Here is a 16,211-nt window from a genome sequence, read left to right on the forward strand (position 1 = left end):
ATGGCCATGCCGGCACCGATGCGCGAACCCGGCGGCCGGCACGTGCTGCTGCTGGAATTCGACCTCTATCACCGCGTCGGCGGCGGCCAGTCCACCTACAGGCGCATCATCACCGGCCGTCCGCAGGACACCTTCTACTACTTCGCGCGCCGCGAACCCGCCGATGCGCCGCGCCCGGGCAACGCGATCGCCATCCCCTATGCCCGCGCCTGGCAGGTGAGGCCCGAGATGGAAGCCCGCGGCGGCCATCTGCTCAACCAGTATGTCGAATGCCGCAACCTCGCGGCCTCGGTCGCTACCCATGCCGGGCGCAACCACTTCCACGTAGCCGATGGCCCGGACTACAGCCAGCACACGCTGTTCATCCGCCAGGCCCTGGCGGCGGAGGGCATCGAACTCGATACCGTCGCCGTCGCGCTGCACGGCACGCTCTCCAGCGCCTTCGCGGCGGGCTGGCCGGGTGCTGCGGGCGGCGATGCCTTCATGGAGGAGCTGCGGCAGCGGGAGGAATTGCAGTTCCGCGCCGCCGATGCCCGCTATGCCATCAGCGAATCCTACGCCGCCGAATGGCAGGACATCGCCGACCTGCCCGTCAACATCCTCGACCCGCTCTGCATCGTCGATCCCTTCACGCCGGTTCCGGCGACGAATGGCGGCGCGCCGGACCTGGTTTTCGTCGGGCGGCGGGAGAAGTGGAAGGGGCCCGACCTCTTCCTCGACCTTGCCTGGTGCATCGATCCAGCCGCCTATGGCGCGCTCCGGGTGGTGGGGCCGGATGGGCCGAACCGGCAGGGAATCGGCTCCTCGGAAACCCTCGCCGGCATCGCGCGGCGCCGTGCGCTGAAGCCGGAGATCGTGGACGGGCTGGCGCCCGCCGCGCTCCGCTCCCTGTTCCGTGGCCGGTCGCTGCTGATGCTGCCGTCGCGGCACGACACCTTCAACCTGACGGCCCTGGAAGCACTCGGCCAGGGTTGCGTCGTCATGGCCTCCGACCGCTCCGGCTACGCCCATTGGCTGCATCGCCACCTGCCGGCGTTGGACTGGACGACGATCTCCCTCGATTGCAGTCGCGTCACGGCTGGTCGGGTGGAAGCGGTACTGCGGGACTATGACCGCCATCGTGGCCTGGTCCTGGCGGCGCTTGCCCGCGCCATGCCGCGCGCCGACCATGACTGCCTTGGCCGCATCTGGTCCCCGGGCACGACACAGGATGGGGAAGCACGGCAGACGGTGGTCGATCTGGCGGCGCGCTTCGCCATGCTGGCCGATCTGCGTGAACCATCGCTGCCCCGCCGCGCGGTGCTGCGGACGCTGGAAAGCGGCCTTTCCACGGCCACGACCCTCGCTGCCCATGTGCCGACGCCGCTGCGCCGGCCCGCGGTGAAGGCCGCCCGGCGCGCCGCCGGCCTCTGGCGCCTTCGCCACCGCGGCAGCATGGGCGAAATCACCAAGGAACGCATCAAGTCGCGGATGCGGGAGGTAACTGGCGTCTCCCCCCGCACCCTCCAGCAGATCGTCGGCGCCAGCTCGCTCCCCCGCTTCCGCCGCACCATGTTCACGATGCCGGAGACGACGCCGGAGGAGATCAAGGCGAAGATCGCGGAATTGTCGCGGGAGATTCCCTGGCGCCTGGTCGACCGCGTGCGCCTGTTCCGCGAACTCGCCAGCCTGGAACGCCGCCAGGGCAATGACCTGATCGCCGCGACCTACATGCTGCGCATCATCCGCTGGCTGGGTGAGGACCGGACGGGCGACCTGCCCTTCATCACCGCCACCCTCGCCGCCAACGGCTTCCGGCATGAGGCAGCGACGGCACATGCCATGTTCGGCCTGCCGGCGGCGGAACGCGATGCCGCCTGTGCCGCGCTGATGAAGGATGCCTTCGATCGCAACCGCGCCAAGGCCCGCCAGCGGCTCGCCATCCTCGATGATCCGCGCAGGGCCGACCACACCGCCCGCGTCGCCGTCATCGTCTCGCTCTACAACGCCTCCGACAAGCTGCCGACGCTGCTCGACAACCTCGCCCAGCAATCCCTCGCGAAGGCCGGGGGGCTCGAGATCATCCTGGTGGACAGCAATTCGCCGAAGGATGAGGGCGCGGCGCTCCGCCGCTGGCAGGCCTCCCGCCGCTCCGCCATCCCGATCGTCTATGCCAGGTCGGCGGGGCGGGAGACGATCCAGGCCGCCTGGAACCGCGGCATCCACCTGGCCCGCGCGCCCTACCTCTCCTTCCTCGGCGCGGATGAGGGGCTGCACCCGGAGGCGCTGACGAAGCTCGCCGCGGCGCTCGACCGCGATTCCGGCGTGGATTGGGCGATGGCCGACAGCGTCGTCACCTCGGTGGATGAGAAGGGCGTCTTCGACGCCGACGTCATGCCCTATGACCGCACGGGCTACAGCCAGGACCTGGTGTATCTGGAGACCTGCTACCTCAGCTGGGTCGGCGGCCTCTATCGCCGGTCCATCCACGAACGCTTCGGCTTCTACGACGAGACCTACCGCGCCGCCGGCGACACGGAATTCAAGAACCGTGTCATGCCGCATATCCGGTCAGTCCACGTGCCGGAGATGCTGGGCGTCTTCAACAACTACCCGGAGGAGCGCACCACCCAGCACCCGCGGGCGGAGATCGAGGATCTGCGCGCCTGGTACCTGTGGCGCACGCCGGCCGGCATGGACTACGCCTTCGCCCATCGCCCGGTCGAACAGGCCGTCGCGCTGCTGCGGGCCTGCTTCTCCTATCGCAAATCCTATTGCGGTCACCTCAGCACCGATTTCGAACTGGCCGAATCCCTCGCCCTGCACCTGATGAAGCGCGGCCATGCCCCTGCCTTCGCCCGCGGGGCGCTGGAAGCGGCGCGGGAAGCGCTGGCGGAGATCCGGTCGGTGGAATTGCTGCCGGATGAGATCATGGGCCGCGCCGGCATGACGCTGCACACCAGCCGGGCCGTCCACCGCCTCCGCCGCCAGATGCCGGCGCGCCACCAGGTCGCGCTGACGCTGGCCCATTCACCCTGGTACGAGATCTTCAACGACAACCGCTACGAACAGCATTGGTGGAGCTGGAGCGGCTGAGGGGAGCGAAGCCGCGCGCGTTCAGCCCGGCCCGCCGTCTCGTGTGACGCGCGCCGCGAGGAAGCGGCGGATTTCCGCCACTACGTCGCGCCATTGCCCGAGGAGGGCGGGCGCCATCAGCACCCGCCAGCGCGTTCCCGCGACATCCAGCGTCATGCTGCAATCCGGCAGGATGGGCGGGCAGGAGATGACGATGATGTCCTCGGCCTGCTCGTCGATATGCACAAGCACGTGCGGCATGATCGTCGGCCGCAGGCCGAACGCGCCAGCGTCCCGGTCTTCATGCCCGTCCAGCAGGGATGCCCGCCGCCTGCTGAAAGCCTGGGTGCCCTCCTCCCGGATGCCCGAATAGGACAGCGCGACGATCCCGCATGCCGCCAGTTGCGCCCAGTCGAAGCATCGGGCCAGCGCCGGGGAATTCCCCTCCATCCCCGGATAGGTCGCCAGTGCAACCAGGGAGACGCGCGTCCCGTGCCGGGGCGATGGATCGGCGGAGACGAGATGGTGGCGCGGGAAGGCCAGGGTGAAGTCCCCGTCGCGGAGCACCACGGGCTCCTGGCTCAGCGACGGGCTCTGCACGAAGCCCCTGGGGCCATCGCCGGCCGGTGGCCGCCGCAGCCATGCGTGGCCGGCATCGACGGCCACGGCCCCGAAGAACAGCAGGAACCAGAGGGGGAGGAAGAAGGCGCCGCAACCCGCGATGAGGATCAGCAGGCGCCCGGCGCGCGATGCGGCTTGCCTGGCGCGGGTCGAGCGGTGTCCGGCCACGGGCGGGCTGGCGTCAGGGACGGCATGGCCATCCCCGATGCCCATCACACGCCCATTCCCGCCAGGATCTCCTCCGCCGGCCCATCGGCGATGATCACGCCGCCCTCCATCCGGATCGCCCGCGTGCACCACCGGCGCACCACGCTGAAATCATGCGTCGCGATCACCAGGATGTCGGCGCCGCCGACCAGCCGCGCCAGCCTCTCCTCCGCCTTCGCCATGAAGGCGGCGTCGCCGGCCAGGAACCACTCATCCATCAGCAGCACCTGCGGCTGCATCGCGGTGGCCAGCGCGAAGGCCAGCCGCACGCCCATGCCGGCGGAATAGGTGCGGATCGGCACGTCGAAGAAATCGCCGAGGCCCGCGAAGGCCGCGACCTCCTCCACCAGCTCGGCGCATTGCGCGTCCGGCAGGCCGCGATACAGGCCGCGGAGCGTGACATTCTCCCGCCCGGTGGATTCAGGGTCCATCCCGGCGGCGACATCGATCAGCGCGCCGATCTGGCCTTCCACCAGCAGCCGCCCGACCACGGGTTCGTAGACGCCGGCCAGTGTCCGCAGCAGCGTCGTCTTGCCCGCGCCATTCGGCCCCACCAGCGCCACCCGTTCGCCGGTGACGATGCGGAAATCCAGGTTGCGCAGCGCCGTCACCACCACGCGGTTGGACGGGTCCGTGTGCAGCCGCGCACCGCCCAGCAGCCGCTTCTTCAGCGACCGTGCGCCCAGGTGGTAGAAGGGGAAGTCCAGGCAAAGCCCCGAAGCCTCGATCGCTGCCATGGCGTCAGACCCAGAATGCCACGCGGCCGCGGAAGCGGACGAAGAAGGCGCCCGCGATCGCCACCAGCAGCACCGTGTAGGTGATCGCCGCGACCCAGGCGATCAGCGGCCCGCCGCCTTCCACCAGCGGCCCGCGCACCGTCTCCAGCACCGCGTAGAAGGGATTGAGGGGCATCAGTACCTCCCAATGCCCCAGCAGCCGCGGCTTCCACAGGATGGGCGTGAGGAAGAAGGCCAGTTGCATCACGCTGGCCACGATCGGCCCGATGTCGCGGAAGCGTGCGCAGATCATGCCGAGCAGCAGGGCGGCCGCGAAGGCGTTGATGGCGATCAGGATGAAGCCCGGGATGGCCAGCAGCGCCTCCGGCCCCGGCAGGTGGCCGCAGGCCAGGAACACGACGCCGATCAAGGGCAGGTTGTGCGCCGCGACCAGCCCGTTGCGCATGACGCAGCGCAGCGCATGGACGGTATAGGGCAGGGGCATCTGCCGGATGATGCCCTCGGACGAGGTCAGGCTTGTCGTCGCCTCGTTCACCATCTGCGCGATGGCGTTCCAGATCACCAGGCTGACCGCCAGGTGCGGCAGGTACTCTGCAAGCGACATCCGGAACAGCGCAGCATAGAGCAGGCCGAGGCCCAGCAGCATCGCCGCCGTCGACAGCGTCAGCCAGAAGGGGCCGAGGACGGAGCCGCGATAGCGGTTCCGAAGGTCGAGCCACGCCAGCGCGCTGGCCAGCCGCCACCGGCTGAAGCCGAGGGTGACGTCGGCGATGGCCCGGCGCAGGTGCTGCGGGTCCGCCGCATCGACGATATAGGCCGGCGACGTCGCCGCGGTTCGGTCGAGCATGGGCGCCTCATAGCCCGCCCGGGAGGGGCGGGCCAGAGGAAGCGCCGCCGCGCTACTTGGTCAGCGGGCCCGGCTGGCCAGGGAACTGAGAGGTCATCGGCGGCACCGGCCCGCCGGCGGCGCGCGACAGCCGCACGCGGTCGCCGCGGGTGATGACCACCCGGTCCCCGGCCTGCAGCCCTTCCTCATTCGTCTGCACCACGGCGATGTCGCCGCCCCGGTCCTGGCGGACGATGAATTCCACCGCCTGGCCCTGGGTCACGCCCCGCTCGATCGCCGTGCCGGCCAGGCCACCCAGGATGGCGCCGCCCACGCCCGCGATGGCGTTGGACCGCCAGTCGCCGCCGATGAAGCTGCCCGCCAGGCCACCGGCCACGGCGCCGCCCACGGTGCCAACGCCGGATGTGCTGCCGGCCACATTGACCGGGCGGGTGCCGACGATGGTGCCGTAGTTCACATGGGCGGCGCCGCCGAGCGCACCGGCGGAATAGGTCGTGCCCGTATTGGCCGGCGCACAGGCCGGCACCGCGGCCAGCAGCGCAAGCGCGGCGGCGGCGGGGATCAGGCGGTGGTTCAGGCGCATCGTGATGCCCTTCGTGATGGGTCGTCGCCAAGGCGACGCGGTCTTGATGAGTCGTCGCCAGGCGACGGGATCGGGTGACAGGTAGCGCATCCCGGGCCGGAATGCCCGCCCCGGATGATTGCGTGCTGTTTCAACTGGTAGCGTGGCAGTAACACGGCACGCTCTGCCATGATCTCGTCCTTGCCTCCGCCTACCGGCGTGCGGTAGGCGTTGCGCTCGCCGTTTTTTTCGGCGTTCCTTCACGAAACCCATGCCAGATGGCCCAGGTGGCCAGGCCGGTGCGGGATGGCTTGAACGAACGGGACGGGTATCGGGGGTTGGCCTGGGCCAGGTCGCATCGCGGGGGCGGTGCGCCATGGCCGGGGGGGCAGGCCTCGGACACTCCGGTTCCGTCAACGGACGGAGAGCATGGCATGGTCGGCTTCAGCGCTGCGGGCTTGGTTCGCCCGTTGGCTGCGTGCCTGCTGCTGGGGGCGCTTGCCGCCTGCGGCCAGTCTCCGCAGCGGGCGGTGACGCAGGCGCCGGCGTCGTCCGGCGAATGGGTGCGCCCCACGACCTACGACCCGCCCGGCCCCGCCGGCGACCCCTGGGGCCCTTACATCCAGACGGCCTCCCGCCGCTTCGACGTGCCGGAACGCTGGATCCGGGAAGTGATGCGCCAGGAATCCGCGGGCCGAGTCGGCGCCACCTCCCGCGTCGGCGCCATGGGCCTCATGCAGGTCATGCCCGGCACCTATCGCGAGTTGCAGGCCCGCTACGGCCTTGGCCCCGATCCCTATCACCCCTGGGACAATTTGATGGCCGGCACCGCCTATGTGCGGGAGATGTATGAGCTGTACGGCGCGCCTGCCTTCCTGGCGGCCTACAATGCCGGTCCGCGGCGGCTGGAGGATTACCTCTGGGGCGGCCGCGGCCTGCCGAACGAGACGCGCAACTACGTCGCGCGAATCGGGCCGCGCATCGCCGGCACCAGCCCGAACCGCCGCGCGGCGCCTGAGGTCTACGCCGCCGCCGAGATCCCGCTCGACATCCCGCCGGGGCCGCGCCGCGGCGATGCCGCCACCATGCTGGCGCTGCGCGAACAGCGCCGCGCGGTGGATCCGGGCGTGCAGGTGGCCCGGCTGCCCGCCGGCCCGGTGGTGCGGATGGAACCCATCCCGGATGGCAGCACCGCGGTCGATTCCGCCTTCACGCCGCCGGCCGCGCCCGTCCGCACGCAGGTTGCCGCAGCCGGCGGCTTCGCGCCCGCCGGCACCGTCGTCGCCATGGCGCCGATCGCCAGCCCCGGCGATTTCCAGACGCGCATGGACCCGATCGAAAGCCCCGGCGACCGCGTGACGCGGATGGAGCCCGTGGCCAGCGCCGGCGACCCCGGCGTAGCCCCCATCCGCACCGAGTCGCTGGCGCCCCCGCCCGGTGCCTCCCGCGCCATCGCCGCCGCGCCGGCGCCCGCCGGGCGGGGTTTCTCCCTGATCCCGCAGGCGCATGCCGGCACCCTGCCGGCGGTACCCCGCCCCGCCCCGTCGGCCCCGGCGGGCGGCGGCAATTGGGGCATCCAGGTCGGCGCCTTCGCGTCGGAGAACCTGGCCCGGGCCGCCGCAGGCCAGGCGCGCGACCAGGTCGCCGCCACCGGCACCCGCGCGCTGGTCGAGCCCTCCGGCCAGGGCCGCGGCGTGCTCTACCGCGCCCGCGTCACCGGCCTTTCCAGCCGCGGTGCGGCCGAGCAGGCTTGCGAAAGGCTGCGTGGCCGAGGCGCCTGCATGATCGTCGCGCCCGGCGTCTGACGCCGGGGCGCCCCATCCCATGATGAGGCCCGCGGCCCGCCCCCACCGGGGCGGGCCGCGCTTCGTTATGGGGCAGCATCACCAGGGCGGGTCCGCCTCGGCTCGAAATGCTCGTGCAGGTTGTGTCTCCCTGCTCTCGATCACGAATTCGAGGTCAAAAAAATGTGACCGCTCACCCAATAGGCAGTGGAATGATTCGTCGCGATGTCGATAATGGACACATGGCGATGGAAGCTCCGACAGGGCAGGTCCCCCCCGGCCTGCTAGGCCTCCGTCCTCCGGCCGATCTGGCGGAGGCCCCGGTGGCGCGTGCGCCGGTCCCCCCGGCATCCCGGCCCAAGGCAGCCCCCAAGGCAGCCGAACAGCCTCCCGAACGCCCGGCCTATCCGGTGATCTCCTCCGGCTGGGACAGCGAGGATGAGGAAAGCCGCGGCAAGACCAGCGACCTGATGACGGCGGTCAAGGCGCTGGCCGTCCTCAGCCTCTTCATCGTCGCGGTCGCGCTACTGATCCGCTGACCCCGCCCGGGCTTCCCGGCCCGGGTAGTCTTGTCCCCGCCGCACCGCTCCCCCACCCTGCCGCCGACTGGCTCAGGGGAGGCGCATCTGTCCTTCAAGGATCTCGACCGGCTGCTGAGGCCGAAGGCCGTAGCCGTGATCGGTGCGTCGGATGATCCGGTGCGGATCGGCGGCCGCCCCATCGCCTACATGAAGGCGCGCGGCTTCGCCGGGCCGCTGATGCCGGTGAACCCCAACCGCGCGACCGTCCAGGGCCTGCAGGCCTGGCCCGCCATCGCCGACCTGCCCGTGACGCCGGATGCCGCCATCGTCGCCATCCCCGGGGAGGGCGCGATCCAGGCGGTGGAGGATCTCGGCGCCCGCGGCTGCGGCGCGGCCATCGTCTTCACCGCGGGCTTCGCGGAGGTGGGGCCGGACGGCGCGGCGATGCAGGCGCGACTCGTCGCCGCCGCGCGCCGGCATGGCATGAGGCTCGTTGGCCCCAACTGCCTCGGCCTGTTCAACGCCGCGCTCGGCTACTACCCCATCTTCTCCGCGAGCTTCGAGGGCGGCTGGCCGCTGCCCGGCGCCGTCGGCATCGCCTCCCAATCCGGCGCCTATGGCAGCCATCTGTTCGCGGCCGCGCGGGACCGCGGCATCGGCACCCCCGTCCTGGTCACCACGGGGAACGAGGCCGATACCAACCTCGCCGACATCATCGGCTGGATGGCGGAAAGCGAGGAGGTGTCCGTCATCGCCGCCTATGCGGAGGGCATCAAGGACGGCCCGCGCTTCATCGCCGCGCTGGAAGCCGCCCGCGCCGCGCGCAAGCCGGTGGTGATGATGAAGGTCGGCCGCTCCGCGCTCGGCCAGGCCGCCGCGCAATCCCACACCGCCTCCATCGCCGGCGATGACCGGGTGATGGACGCGATTCTCGCGGAATATGGCGTCCATCGCGCGCGGACGACCGAGGAATTGCTGGACGTCTGCTACGTCGCGCAGAAGCGCCTCTACCCCGCGGGCAACACGCTCGGCGTCGTCACCATCTCCGGCGGCGCGGGGGTGCTGATGTCGGATGCGGCGGAAGCGGCGGGGCTGCCCATGCCGCCCATGCCGCAGCACGCGCAGGATGCGCTGCGCAAGCTGGTTCCCTTCGCCTCCCCCCTCAACCCCGTGGACTGCACCGCGCAGGCCTTCAACGACATGAGCGTGATCGGCAGCTTCGCCGAGAGCATGGTCACCGATGGCGGCTACAGCAGCGTCATCGCCTTCTTCACGGCCTGGGGTGGCACGCCCTCCATGGCGCCGCGCCTGCGCGCCGAACTCAAGAAGGTGCTGGACCGCCACCCCGACCGCCTCTTCGTCCTCTCCATCCTGGCCAGCACGGAGCGTGTCCGGGAATGGGAAGCCGACGGCTTCCTCTGCATCGAGGACCCGTCCCGCGCCGTCATCGCCCTCGCCGCCATGGGCCGCTTCGGCGATGCCTTTTCGTCAATGCCGCCCGCGCCTGCACCCGTCCCCGCCGTATCCCTGCCCGCGACGGCGCCGAACGAGGCCGAGGCCAAGCGCATCCTGGCCGAGGCCGGCGTGCCGATGGTGCCCGAGGCCGCCTGCGCCACGGCGGAGGAAGCGGTCGTCGTCGCCCGCCGCATCGGCTTCCCGGTGGTGGCAAAGATCCTGTCGCCCGACATCCTCCACAAGAGCGAGATCGGCGGCGTCATCCTGAACATCGCCGATGAGGCCGCGCTGCGCGACGCCCACGCCACCCTCCTCTCCCGCGCCGCCGAACGCGCCCCCGCTGCCCGCATCGATGGCGTGCTGGTGGCGAAGCAGGTCATGGGCGGGGTGGAGATGGCGCTCGGCGTGGTGCGCGATCCCGTCTTCGGCCCCGTCGCCATGGTGGGCCTGGGTGGCGTCTTCATCGAAGTGTTCAAGGACGTCGCCTTCGCCCGCTGCCCGGTCGATCCGGCGCGGGCGGAGGCGATGATCCGCTCCCTCAAGGGCTTTCCTCTGTTGGATGGCGCGCGAGGCCGCCCCAAGGCGGATGTGGCGGCGCTCACGAAAGCCCTCGTCGCCCTGTCCCGCTTCGCCGCCGGCGCCGGCCCGCGGCTTCTGTCCGCGGAGGTGAACCCCCTTCTCGTCACCCCGGATGGCGCCTTCGCCGCCGACGCCGTCATCGAGGTCTGACCATGCCCATCGTCACCGAAACCCTGCTCAACTTCCCGATCCCCGAGATCCGCCAGGTGCTGCGCTGGCAGGACACCGCGCTCTACGCCCTCTCGCTCGGCGTCGGGCAGGACCCGATGGATGAGGCCGATCTCCGCTTCGTCACGGAAGGCGCGGCCATGCAGGCCCTTCCCACCATCCCCGTCGTGCTCGGCTATCCCGGCTTCTGGCTGGCCGATCCCGCGACAGGGGTGGATGCCGTCCGCCTGGTGGCGGGGGAGCAATCCGTCGAACTCCACGCGCCGCTGCCCGTGGAAGGCGAGATCATCGGCCGGTCCCGCGTCACCGGCCTGGTCGATCGCGGCGCGGGCAAGGGCGCGCTGCTCTATGTGGCGCGGGAGGTGATCGAAGCCGCGACGGGCCAGACGCTGGCGACGGTGGACCAGACCATCTTCCTGCGCGGCGATGGCGGATTCGGCGGCCCCACCGGCCCCGTGAAGAAGCCCGCCCCGGAAGCCGAGGGCCCGCCCGCCCTCACGCTCGACCTGCCGACGCGCCCCGAAATGGCGCTGCTCTATCGCCTGAACGGCGACCACAACCCGCTGCACAGCAGCCCGGGCCTGGCGGCCAAGGCGGGCTTTCCCCGCCCCATCCTGCACGGCCTCGGCACCTTCGGCGTTGTCGGCCGCGCTTTGCTCCGCGCGGTCTGCGGGGGCGATCCCGCGCGCTTCGGCCGGATGGAATGCCGCTTCTCCGCCCCCGTCTTCCCGGGCGAGACCATCCGCACGGAAATCTGGCCCGACGCCACTGGTGCCGCCTTCCGTAGCCGCGTCATGGAGCGCGATGTCGTGGTCATCTCCAACGGGCGATTGACCCTCCGTTGATCGTCTGGACGCCGCTTGCCCAAGCGGCTACCGAGACGCACCCCCGCAGGGGGGGCGACCAGGTGGTGGAGGCTGCGGCAGCGCGCATGATCAACAAGATCGTCCAATCCATCGCGGAGGCGCTGTCCGGCATCAAGGACGGCTCGACCGTCCTGATGGGTGGCTTCGGCGCCGTCGGCCAGCCCGACGAACTGATCGAGGGCCTGATCGAGCAGGGTGCCAAGGACCTCACCGTCGTCGCCAACAATGCCGGCGCGGGTCGCGTCGGCCTGGCGAAGCTGATGGAGATGGGGCGCGTCCGGAAGATCATCTGCTCCTTCCCCCGCTCCGCCGGATCGACGGTGTTCGAGGAACTGTACCGCGCCGGCAAGCTGGAACTGGAGATCGTCCCCCAGGGCACGCTGGCGGAGCGCATGCGCGCCGCGGGCGCCGGCATCCCCGCCTTCTTCACGCCGACCGCGGCCGGCACGAAGCTCGCCCAGGGCAAGGAAGCCCGCGACTTCAACGGCCGCCCGCATATCCTGGAACTGGCCCTGCCCGGCGATGTCGCGCTGGTGGAGGCCTGGGAGGCCGATCGCTGGGGCAACCTCACCTATCGGGAGGGTGGCCGCAACTTCAACCCGGTGATGGCCATGGCCGCCACGCTGACGGTGGCGCAGACGCACCACATCCGCGAACTCGGCGACATCGCGCCGGACAACGTCCACACCCCCGGCATCTATGTGCAGCGCGTCGTGCAGGTCGCGCGCGGCGCTCCTTGGAATTAACGGCGGCCGATTCAGACCTCCGGGCCAAGTGGCCCTCCGGTCATCGGGCGCCGGCCCCGATCCTCGAACGTCTCGGAGGCTTATCAATGTCCAGCTTCACCCGCCAGCAGATGGCCGCCCGCGTGGCGGACGACATTCCCGAGGGCTGGTTCGTCAACCTCGGCATCGGCATCCCGACCATGGTCGCGGACTATGTGCCGATGGACCGCGAGGTCATCCTGCACAGTGAAAACGGCATCCTCGGCATGGGCCCCGCGCCGGCGCCGGACAAGGTGAATGCCTGGCTGGTCAATGCCGGCAAGCAGCCCGTCACGCTCCGCCCCGGTGGCAGCTTCTTCCACCATGCCGACAGCTTCGGGATGATCCGCGGCGGCCATATCGACCTCTGCGTCCTCGGCGCCTTCGAGGTCGCGGAGAATGGCGACATCGCGAACTGGGCGACCAGCGAGAATGACAGCGCCCCCGCCGTCGGCGGCGCGATGGATCTGGCCGCCGGCGCCAAGCGCCTCTGGGTCGTGATGGACCACACCACGAAGGATGGCCGCCCCAAGCTGGTCGAGACCTGCGGCTACCCGCTGACCGCGCATGGCGCCGTGCAGCGCATCTACACCAACCTGGCCGTCATCGACGTGGTCCGCGGCCGCGGCTTCGTGGTGCGGGAGATCGTGCCGGGCATGTCGCTGGCCGACCTGCAGGCGAAGACCGGCGCCGTGCTGCATACCGACTCATGAGCGACGCCCCGGTTTGCCGCGTGACGGAACAGCGCGACGGCGCCGTCCTCACGCTGACGCTGGACTACCCCGCCCGCCGCAACGCGCTGAACGTCGCGCTGCGGGAGCAGATGTTCGCGATCCTCGAAGCCGCCCAGGGCGATGACGGCATCCGCGCCATCGTGCTGACGGGTGAGGGCGGGAATTTCTGCTCCGGCGGCGACATCTCCGGCATGGATGTGCGCGACGCCGAGCAGGGGCGCGAACGCATGCGCCGCACCCACCGCATGGTGCGCCTGATGATCGGCGGCCGCATCCCGCTGGTGGCGGCGGTGGAGGGCTGGTGCGTCGGCGCCGGCCTGTCCATGGCCTGCGCCTGCGACACCATCGTGGCTGCGGAGGATGCCCGCTTCGCCGCGGGCTTCGGCCGCGTCGGCCTGATGGCCGATCTCGGCCTGCCCTGGACCCTGCCCAACCGCATCGGCCCTGCGCGCGCGAAGCAGATGCTGCTCTACCCCGACCAGATCGCGGGCGCGGAGGCCGAACGTATCGGCCTGGTGGATCGTCTCGTGCCGAAGGGCGGCGCCCTGGCGAAGGCGCAGGAACTCGCATCCTTCCTCGCCCAGCAGGCGCCGCTCCCCATCGCACTCACGAAACGCTTGCTGGCGGAGGGCCTGGACGCCGCGCTGGAGCGCGAGCGCGACTGGCAGACGATGTGCTTCCTCAGCGCCGACCACGCCGAGGGCCGCAGCGCCTTCATGGAAAAGCGCGCGCCGGTGTTCGGCAGGAAGTAGTCCGAACTCAACTTGACCGTGCAATATTGCCGGACTTAGAGTCGATATAGCAATAAGTCGGGTGTATAATGTTTCCTCGGTCCTGCCGAATACTGCTTGCCTCGCCGCTGATCCTCACCCTCGCCGCCTGCCAGGATCCCGATTGGGCCAACCGGGCCGCGCTCCAGATCGGCGCGCCACGCGCCGAGGCCGCCGCCATCCGGCAACGACAGACTGCCCGCTTCGACGGCGTCCCTGAAACCCGGCTGCTCGTCGAAGCCACGCAGGTTCTCCAGGACCTCGGCTTCACGATCGAGGAGAGCGCGGCGCGCCACGGCGTGCTCGCGGGCGCCAAGGACCGCGACGCGGTGGAAACGCCGCAGGTGGTTGGCCAGGTGGCGCTAACGGTTGCCTTGCTGGTTCTTGGCGTCCGCTACGATCCGATCTGGGATACCGACCAGATCATCCGCGCGACCCTCACGACCCAACCGATGGGCCAGCGTGATTCGGTATTGCGCGTGTCCTTCGAACGGATCGTCACGAACAACAAGGGCGGGACGCGCGTGGAACAACTGACCGAGGCCGAATTCTCCACCGGCTTCTTCGACCGGGTCCGCGCTGGCCTGGCAAGGCAGGCCTGACGCATGAACCGCATCCTTCCTGCCCTCGGCCTTGTCGCCCTTCTCGCGGCCTGCGCGCCGCCGCAGACGCAATTCATTGCCAGCCAGCGCAGCGCCGTCGAATTGCGCGCGATGCAGGCCCGCGTGGTGCCCGCCGACGCCGATGCGGCGATGCGCGCCGTCATCGCCACGCTGCACGACCTCGGCTACCGCATCACGCGGGTGGAGCCCGAGGCGCTGACCGTCTCCGCCACGCGCCAGACAGCGCTGCGCATGGCCGTCATCGTGCAGCAGCGCGAACAGGGGACCAGCACCGTCCGCGCCAACGCCTCGATCGTGGACGCCTTCCGCGAAGCGCAGGTCGACAGCCCCGATTTCTACCGCCGCAACTTCTTCGAACCCCTGGAAGCCACGCTCGGCCGCACCCTGGCCGCCTTGCCGCCCACCGATGCCTCGCCCGAAGCGCCACGCCCCGTCGCGGAACTGAACACGCTGCGGGAAAGGCAGGCCGCCGCTGGCCGTGCCGCGACGCCTGTCACCACCTCCGCCGCGACCCCCACCGCAGGAACACCCGCACGATGACGCGCTTCAGGCTCCAGGCCGCGCTGCTGCTGTCCTTCCTGGCGGCCGCCTGCACGCCAGCCAGCGAACACGCGCGTGAAGTCGCCTCCCGCGATTCGCGGGACCGCCTGACGCTCGGCACCGTCCAGCGCGAGATCCGGGAGGGGATGAGCGGCGCCGAAGTCGCCGCCGCCCTCGGCGCGCCCAACATGGTCACGAGCGACGAGCGCCGGCGCGAGACCTGGGTCTATGACCGTATCGCGACCGAGCAGGTCTATTCGAACTCCTCCGGCGGGGTGAACGCGCTGTTCCTGGCCGGCGTGTCCGGGCGGTCCGGCGCCAGCCAGACCACGCAACGCAGCCTGACCGTGATCATCCGCTTCTCGGAAGGCGGGACCGTGAGGGACTTCACCTACCGCTCATCCTCCTTCTGATGCGGCGTCGCCAGGTCGTCCGGGGCCTTCTCGTCACCCCTTTCCTGGTGCTGGCGGGGTGCACGCCGCCGACCGGCGAGCAGCAGGCCAGCGCCTTCACCCCCACGGCTTCCGCCGTGGCGACGCGCGCCCGCCAGTCGCGTCGCTTCGACACGCTCGACCAGCGCCTGATGATCCAGGCCTCGCTCGGTGCCCTCCAGGACCTCGGCTTCACCATCGAGGAAAGCCAAAGCGAGGCCGGCATCATCGTCGGTTCCAAGATCGCGGGCGGGCGCATTCGCGCGCAGGTCTCCGTGCGTCCCGTCCCGGGGCAGTCATCCTCGGTCGTGCGGGTCACCTTCCAGCGCATCGTGCCGCGCCCCGGCGCCATGCTGGCGCTGGGAGAGACGCTGGACGATCCGTTGCTCTACCAGGGCTTCTTCGAACGCATCGCCCAGTCCGCCTTCCTCACCGCGCATGAGATCTAGCCCGATGCCCCGTCTCCCGCGGTTCGCCCTGGCCGCCTGCCTGCCGCTGCTGGCCGCCTGCCAGACGGACAGCCGCCAGCATGTCCTAGCCACCACGAACAGCCAGCTTGCCCAGCGGGCCATCTCCACCCGCGCCTTCGATACCGAGGATCGCACCGCCGTCTTCCGCGGCGTCCTGTCCGCGCTGCAGGACCTCGGCTTCGTCGTGGATCGGGCCGACCCTGTCCTTGGCACCGTCTCCGCCACCCGCTTCGGCAATGGCGTGGTGCGCTTCACCGTCACGGTGCGGGCCGGCAATGGCCCACGCAGCATCGTCCGCGCCTCCGGCCAGTTGAACCAGCACGAATTGTCGGACCCCGCCCCGTTCCAGCGCTTCTTCGAAGCCCTGTCCCAGGCCCTTTTCCTCCAGGCCAACCAGATCGACTGACACGGGTTTCTGCGGCGCCGGCTATGGCCGGCAGCGGGAGGGCGGCCATAATGGGCCGCAGCCCGCGGAGAC

17 protein-coding genes are annotated in these 16,211 nt (G+C 70.6%); 13 read left to right on the forward strand and 4 right to left on the reverse strand.

Annotation, left to right across the window (positions count from 1 at the left end; genetic code table 11):
- The first annotated feature begins 6 nt into the window (after positions 1-6).
- On the forward strand, positions 7-3,075 hold the full coding sequence (locus BM041_RS01960) for a glycosyltransferase (protein WP_217648587.1): 3,069 nt from the start codon (positions 7-9) through the stop codon (positions 3,073-3,075).
- Positions 3,076-3,096: 21 nt separating this feature from the next.
- Here BM041_RS01960 and BM041_RS01965 read toward each other — a convergent pair whose 3' ends face one another.
- Genes BM041_RS01965 through BM041_RS01980 form a run of 4 tightly spaced genes read right to left on the reverse strand, consistent with a single transcriptional unit; the run spans position 3,097 to position 6,139 of the window.
- Positions 3,097-3,888: a hypothetical protein gene (locus BM041_RS01965; protein ID WP_092954719.1), complete on the reverse strand. Its 792-nt coding sequence runs from the start codon at positions 3,886-3,888 to the stop codon at positions 3,097-3,099.
- Positions 3,888-4,619, reverse strand: coding sequence for an ABC transporter ATP-binding protein (locus tag BM041_RS01970; protein ID WP_092954722.1), 732 nt, complete (start codon positions 4,617-4,619; stop codon positions 3,888-3,890). Before BM041_RS01970 ends, BM041_RS01965 begins: the two co-directional genes overlap by 1 nt.
- Before the next feature lie 4 nt (positions 4,620-4,623).
- Positions 4,624-5,466, reverse strand: coding sequence for an ABC transporter permease (locus BM041_RS01975; RefSeq protein ID WP_092954725.1), 843 nt, complete (start codon positions 5,464-5,466; stop codon positions 4,624-4,626).
- 52 nt (positions 5,467-5,518) lie between these two features.
- The gene (locus BM041_RS01980; protein ID WP_245761884.1) at positions 5,519-6,139 is read right to left on the reverse strand and encodes an outer membrane lipoprotein; all 621 of its coding nucleotides are present in this window, start codon (positions 6,137-6,139) and stop codon (positions 5,519-5,521) included.
- A gap of 359 nt (positions 6,140-6,498) precedes the next feature.
- On the opposite strand from BM041_RS01980, the gene BM041_RS01985 reads away from it, so the two are divergent.
- From BM041_RS01985 to BM041_RS02040, 12 genes are all read left to right on the forward strand, one after another.
- Positions 6,499-7,833: a transglycosylase SLT domain-containing protein gene (locus BM041_RS01985; protein WP_245761885.1), complete on the forward strand. Its 1,335-nt coding sequence runs from the start codon at positions 6,499-6,501 to the stop codon at positions 7,831-7,833.
- Positions 7,834-8,135: 302 nt separating this feature from the next.
- On the forward strand, positions 8,136-8,351 hold the full coding sequence (locus BM041_RS01990; protein ID WP_092954731.1) for a hypothetical protein: 216 nt from the start codon (positions 8,136-8,138) through the stop codon (positions 8,349-8,351).
- A 135-nt stretch (positions 8,352-8,486) separates the two neighbouring features.
- A complete protein-coding gene (locus BM041_RS01995) occupies positions 8,487-10,517 on the forward strand; it encodes an acetate--CoA ligase family protein (RefSeq protein WP_245761886.1) in 2,031 nt (676 codons plus the stop codon).
- Positions 10,518-10,519: 2 nt separating this feature from the next.
- Complete coding sequence (locus BM041_RS02000) at positions 10,520-11,380, forward strand: MaoC/PaaZ C-terminal domain-containing protein (RefSeq protein ID WP_092954734.1); 861 nt, start codon at positions 10,520-10,522, stop codon at positions 11,378-11,380.
- A gap of 86 nt (positions 11,381-11,466) precedes the next feature.
- A complete protein-coding gene (locus tag BM041_RS02005; RefSeq protein ID WP_092954737.1) occupies positions 11,467-12,147 on the forward strand; it encodes a 3-oxoacid CoA-transferase subunit A in 681 nt (226 codons plus the stop codon).
- Between the two features lie 86 nt (positions 12,148-12,233).
- Positions 12,234-12,878 (forward strand): 3-oxoacid CoA-transferase subunit B, encoded by a 645-nt coding sequence (locus BM041_RS02010; RefSeq protein ID WP_092954740.1) that lies wholly within the window; start codon positions 12,234-12,236, stop codon positions 12,876-12,878.
- Entirely contained in the window at positions 12,875-13,651 is a 777-nt protein-coding gene (locus BM041_RS02015; RefSeq protein ID WP_092954743.1) for an enoyl-CoA hydratase/isomerase family protein, read from the forward strand. The genes BM041_RS02010 and BM041_RS02015 overlap by 4 nt, the downstream gene beginning before the upstream one ends.
- Positions 13,652-13,719: 68 nt before the next feature.
- Positions 13,720-14,271 (forward strand): hypothetical protein, encoded by a 552-nt coding sequence (locus tag BM041_RS02020; RefSeq protein ID WP_092954745.1) that lies wholly within the window; start codon positions 13,720-13,722, stop codon positions 14,269-14,271.
- Between the two features lie 3 nt (positions 14,272-14,274).
- Positions 14,275-14,832 (forward strand): hypothetical protein, encoded by a 558-nt coding sequence (locus BM041_RS02025; protein WP_092954748.1) that lies wholly within the window; start codon positions 14,275-14,277, stop codon positions 14,830-14,832.
- Positions 14,829-15,245 (forward strand): hypothetical protein, encoded by a 417-nt coding sequence (locus BM041_RS02030; protein ID WP_092954751.1) that lies wholly within the window; start codon positions 14,829-14,831, stop codon positions 15,243-15,245. Before BM041_RS02025 ends, BM041_RS02030 begins: the two co-directional genes overlap by 4 nt.
- Complete coding sequence (locus tag BM041_RS02035) at positions 15,245-15,712, forward strand: hypothetical protein (RefSeq protein ID WP_092954754.1); 468 nt, start codon at positions 15,245-15,247, stop codon at positions 15,710-15,712. The genes BM041_RS02030 and BM041_RS02035 overlap by 1 nt, the downstream gene beginning before the upstream one ends.
- Positions 15,713-15,716: 4 nt before the next feature.
- On the forward strand, positions 15,717-16,139 hold the full coding sequence (locus BM041_RS02040) for a hypothetical protein (protein WP_092954757.1): 423 nt from the start codon (positions 15,717-15,719) through the stop codon (positions 16,137-16,139).
- The last annotated feature ends 72 nt before the right edge of the window (positions 16,140-16,211 follow it).

It is taken from the genome of Falsiroseomonas stagni DSM 19981 (assembly GCF_900114315.1).
Classification (GTDB): Bacteria; Pseudomonadota; Alphaproteobacteria; order Acetobacterales; family Acetobacteraceae; genus Falsiroseomonas; species Falsiroseomonas stagni.

Excerpts from the sequence above, each read along its gene's own strand:
- BM041_RS01960 (WP_217648587.1), top strand. The coding sequence starts at position 7 with ATGCCGGCACCGATGCGCGAACCCGGCGGCCGGCACGTGCTGCTGCTG.
- BM041_RS01965 (WP_092954719.1), bottom strand. The coding sequence starts at position 3,888 with ATGGGCATCGGGGATGGCCATGCCGTCCCTGACGCCAGCCCGCCCGTG.
- BM041_RS01970 (WP_092954722.1), bottom strand. The coding sequence starts at position 4,619 with ATGGCAGCGATCGAGGCTTCGGGGCTTTGCCTGGACTTCCCCTTCTAC.
- BM041_RS01975 (WP_092954725.1), bottom strand. The coding sequence starts at position 5,466 with ATGCTCGACCGAACCGCGGCGACGTCGCCGGCCTATATCGTCGATGCG.
- BM041_RS01980 (WP_245761884.1), bottom strand. The coding sequence starts at position 6,139 with ATGCGCTACCTGTCACCCGATCCCGTCGCCTGGCGACGACTCATCAAG.
- BM041_RS02000 (WP_092954734.1), top strand. The coding sequence starts at position 10,520 with ATGCCCATCGTCACCGAAACCCTGCTCAACTTCCCGATCCCCGAGATC.
- BM041_RS02005 (WP_092954737.1), top strand. The coding sequence starts at position 11,467 with ATGATCAACAAGATCGTCCAATCCATCGCGGAGGCGCTGTCCGGCATC.
- BM041_RS02010 (WP_092954740.1), top strand. The coding sequence starts at position 12,234 with ATGTCCAGCTTCACCCGCCAGCAGATGGCCGCCCGCGTGGCGGACGAC.
- BM041_RS02015 (WP_092954743.1), top strand. The coding sequence starts at position 12,875 with ATGAGCGACGCCCCGGTTTGCCGCGTGACGGAACAGCGCGACGGCGCC.
- BM041_RS02020 (WP_092954745.1), top strand. The coding sequence starts at position 13,720 with ATGTTTCCTCGGTCCTGCCGAATACTGCTTGCCTCGCCGCTGATCCTC.
- BM041_RS02025 (WP_092954748.1), top strand. The coding sequence starts at position 14,275 with ATGAACCGCATCCTTCCTGCCCTCGGCCTTGTCGCCCTTCTCGCGGCC.
- BM041_RS02030 (WP_092954751.1), top strand. The coding sequence starts at position 14,829 with ATGACGCGCTTCAGGCTCCAGGCCGCGCTGCTGCTGTCCTTCCTGGCG.
- BM041_RS02035 (WP_092954754.1), top strand. The coding sequence starts at position 15,245 with ATGCGGCGTCGCCAGGTCGTCCGGGGCCTTCTCGTCACCCCTTTCCTG.
- BM041_RS02040 (WP_092954757.1), top strand. The coding sequence starts at position 15,717 with ATGCCCCGTCTCCCGCGGTTCGCCCTGGCCGCCTGCCTGCCGCTGCTG.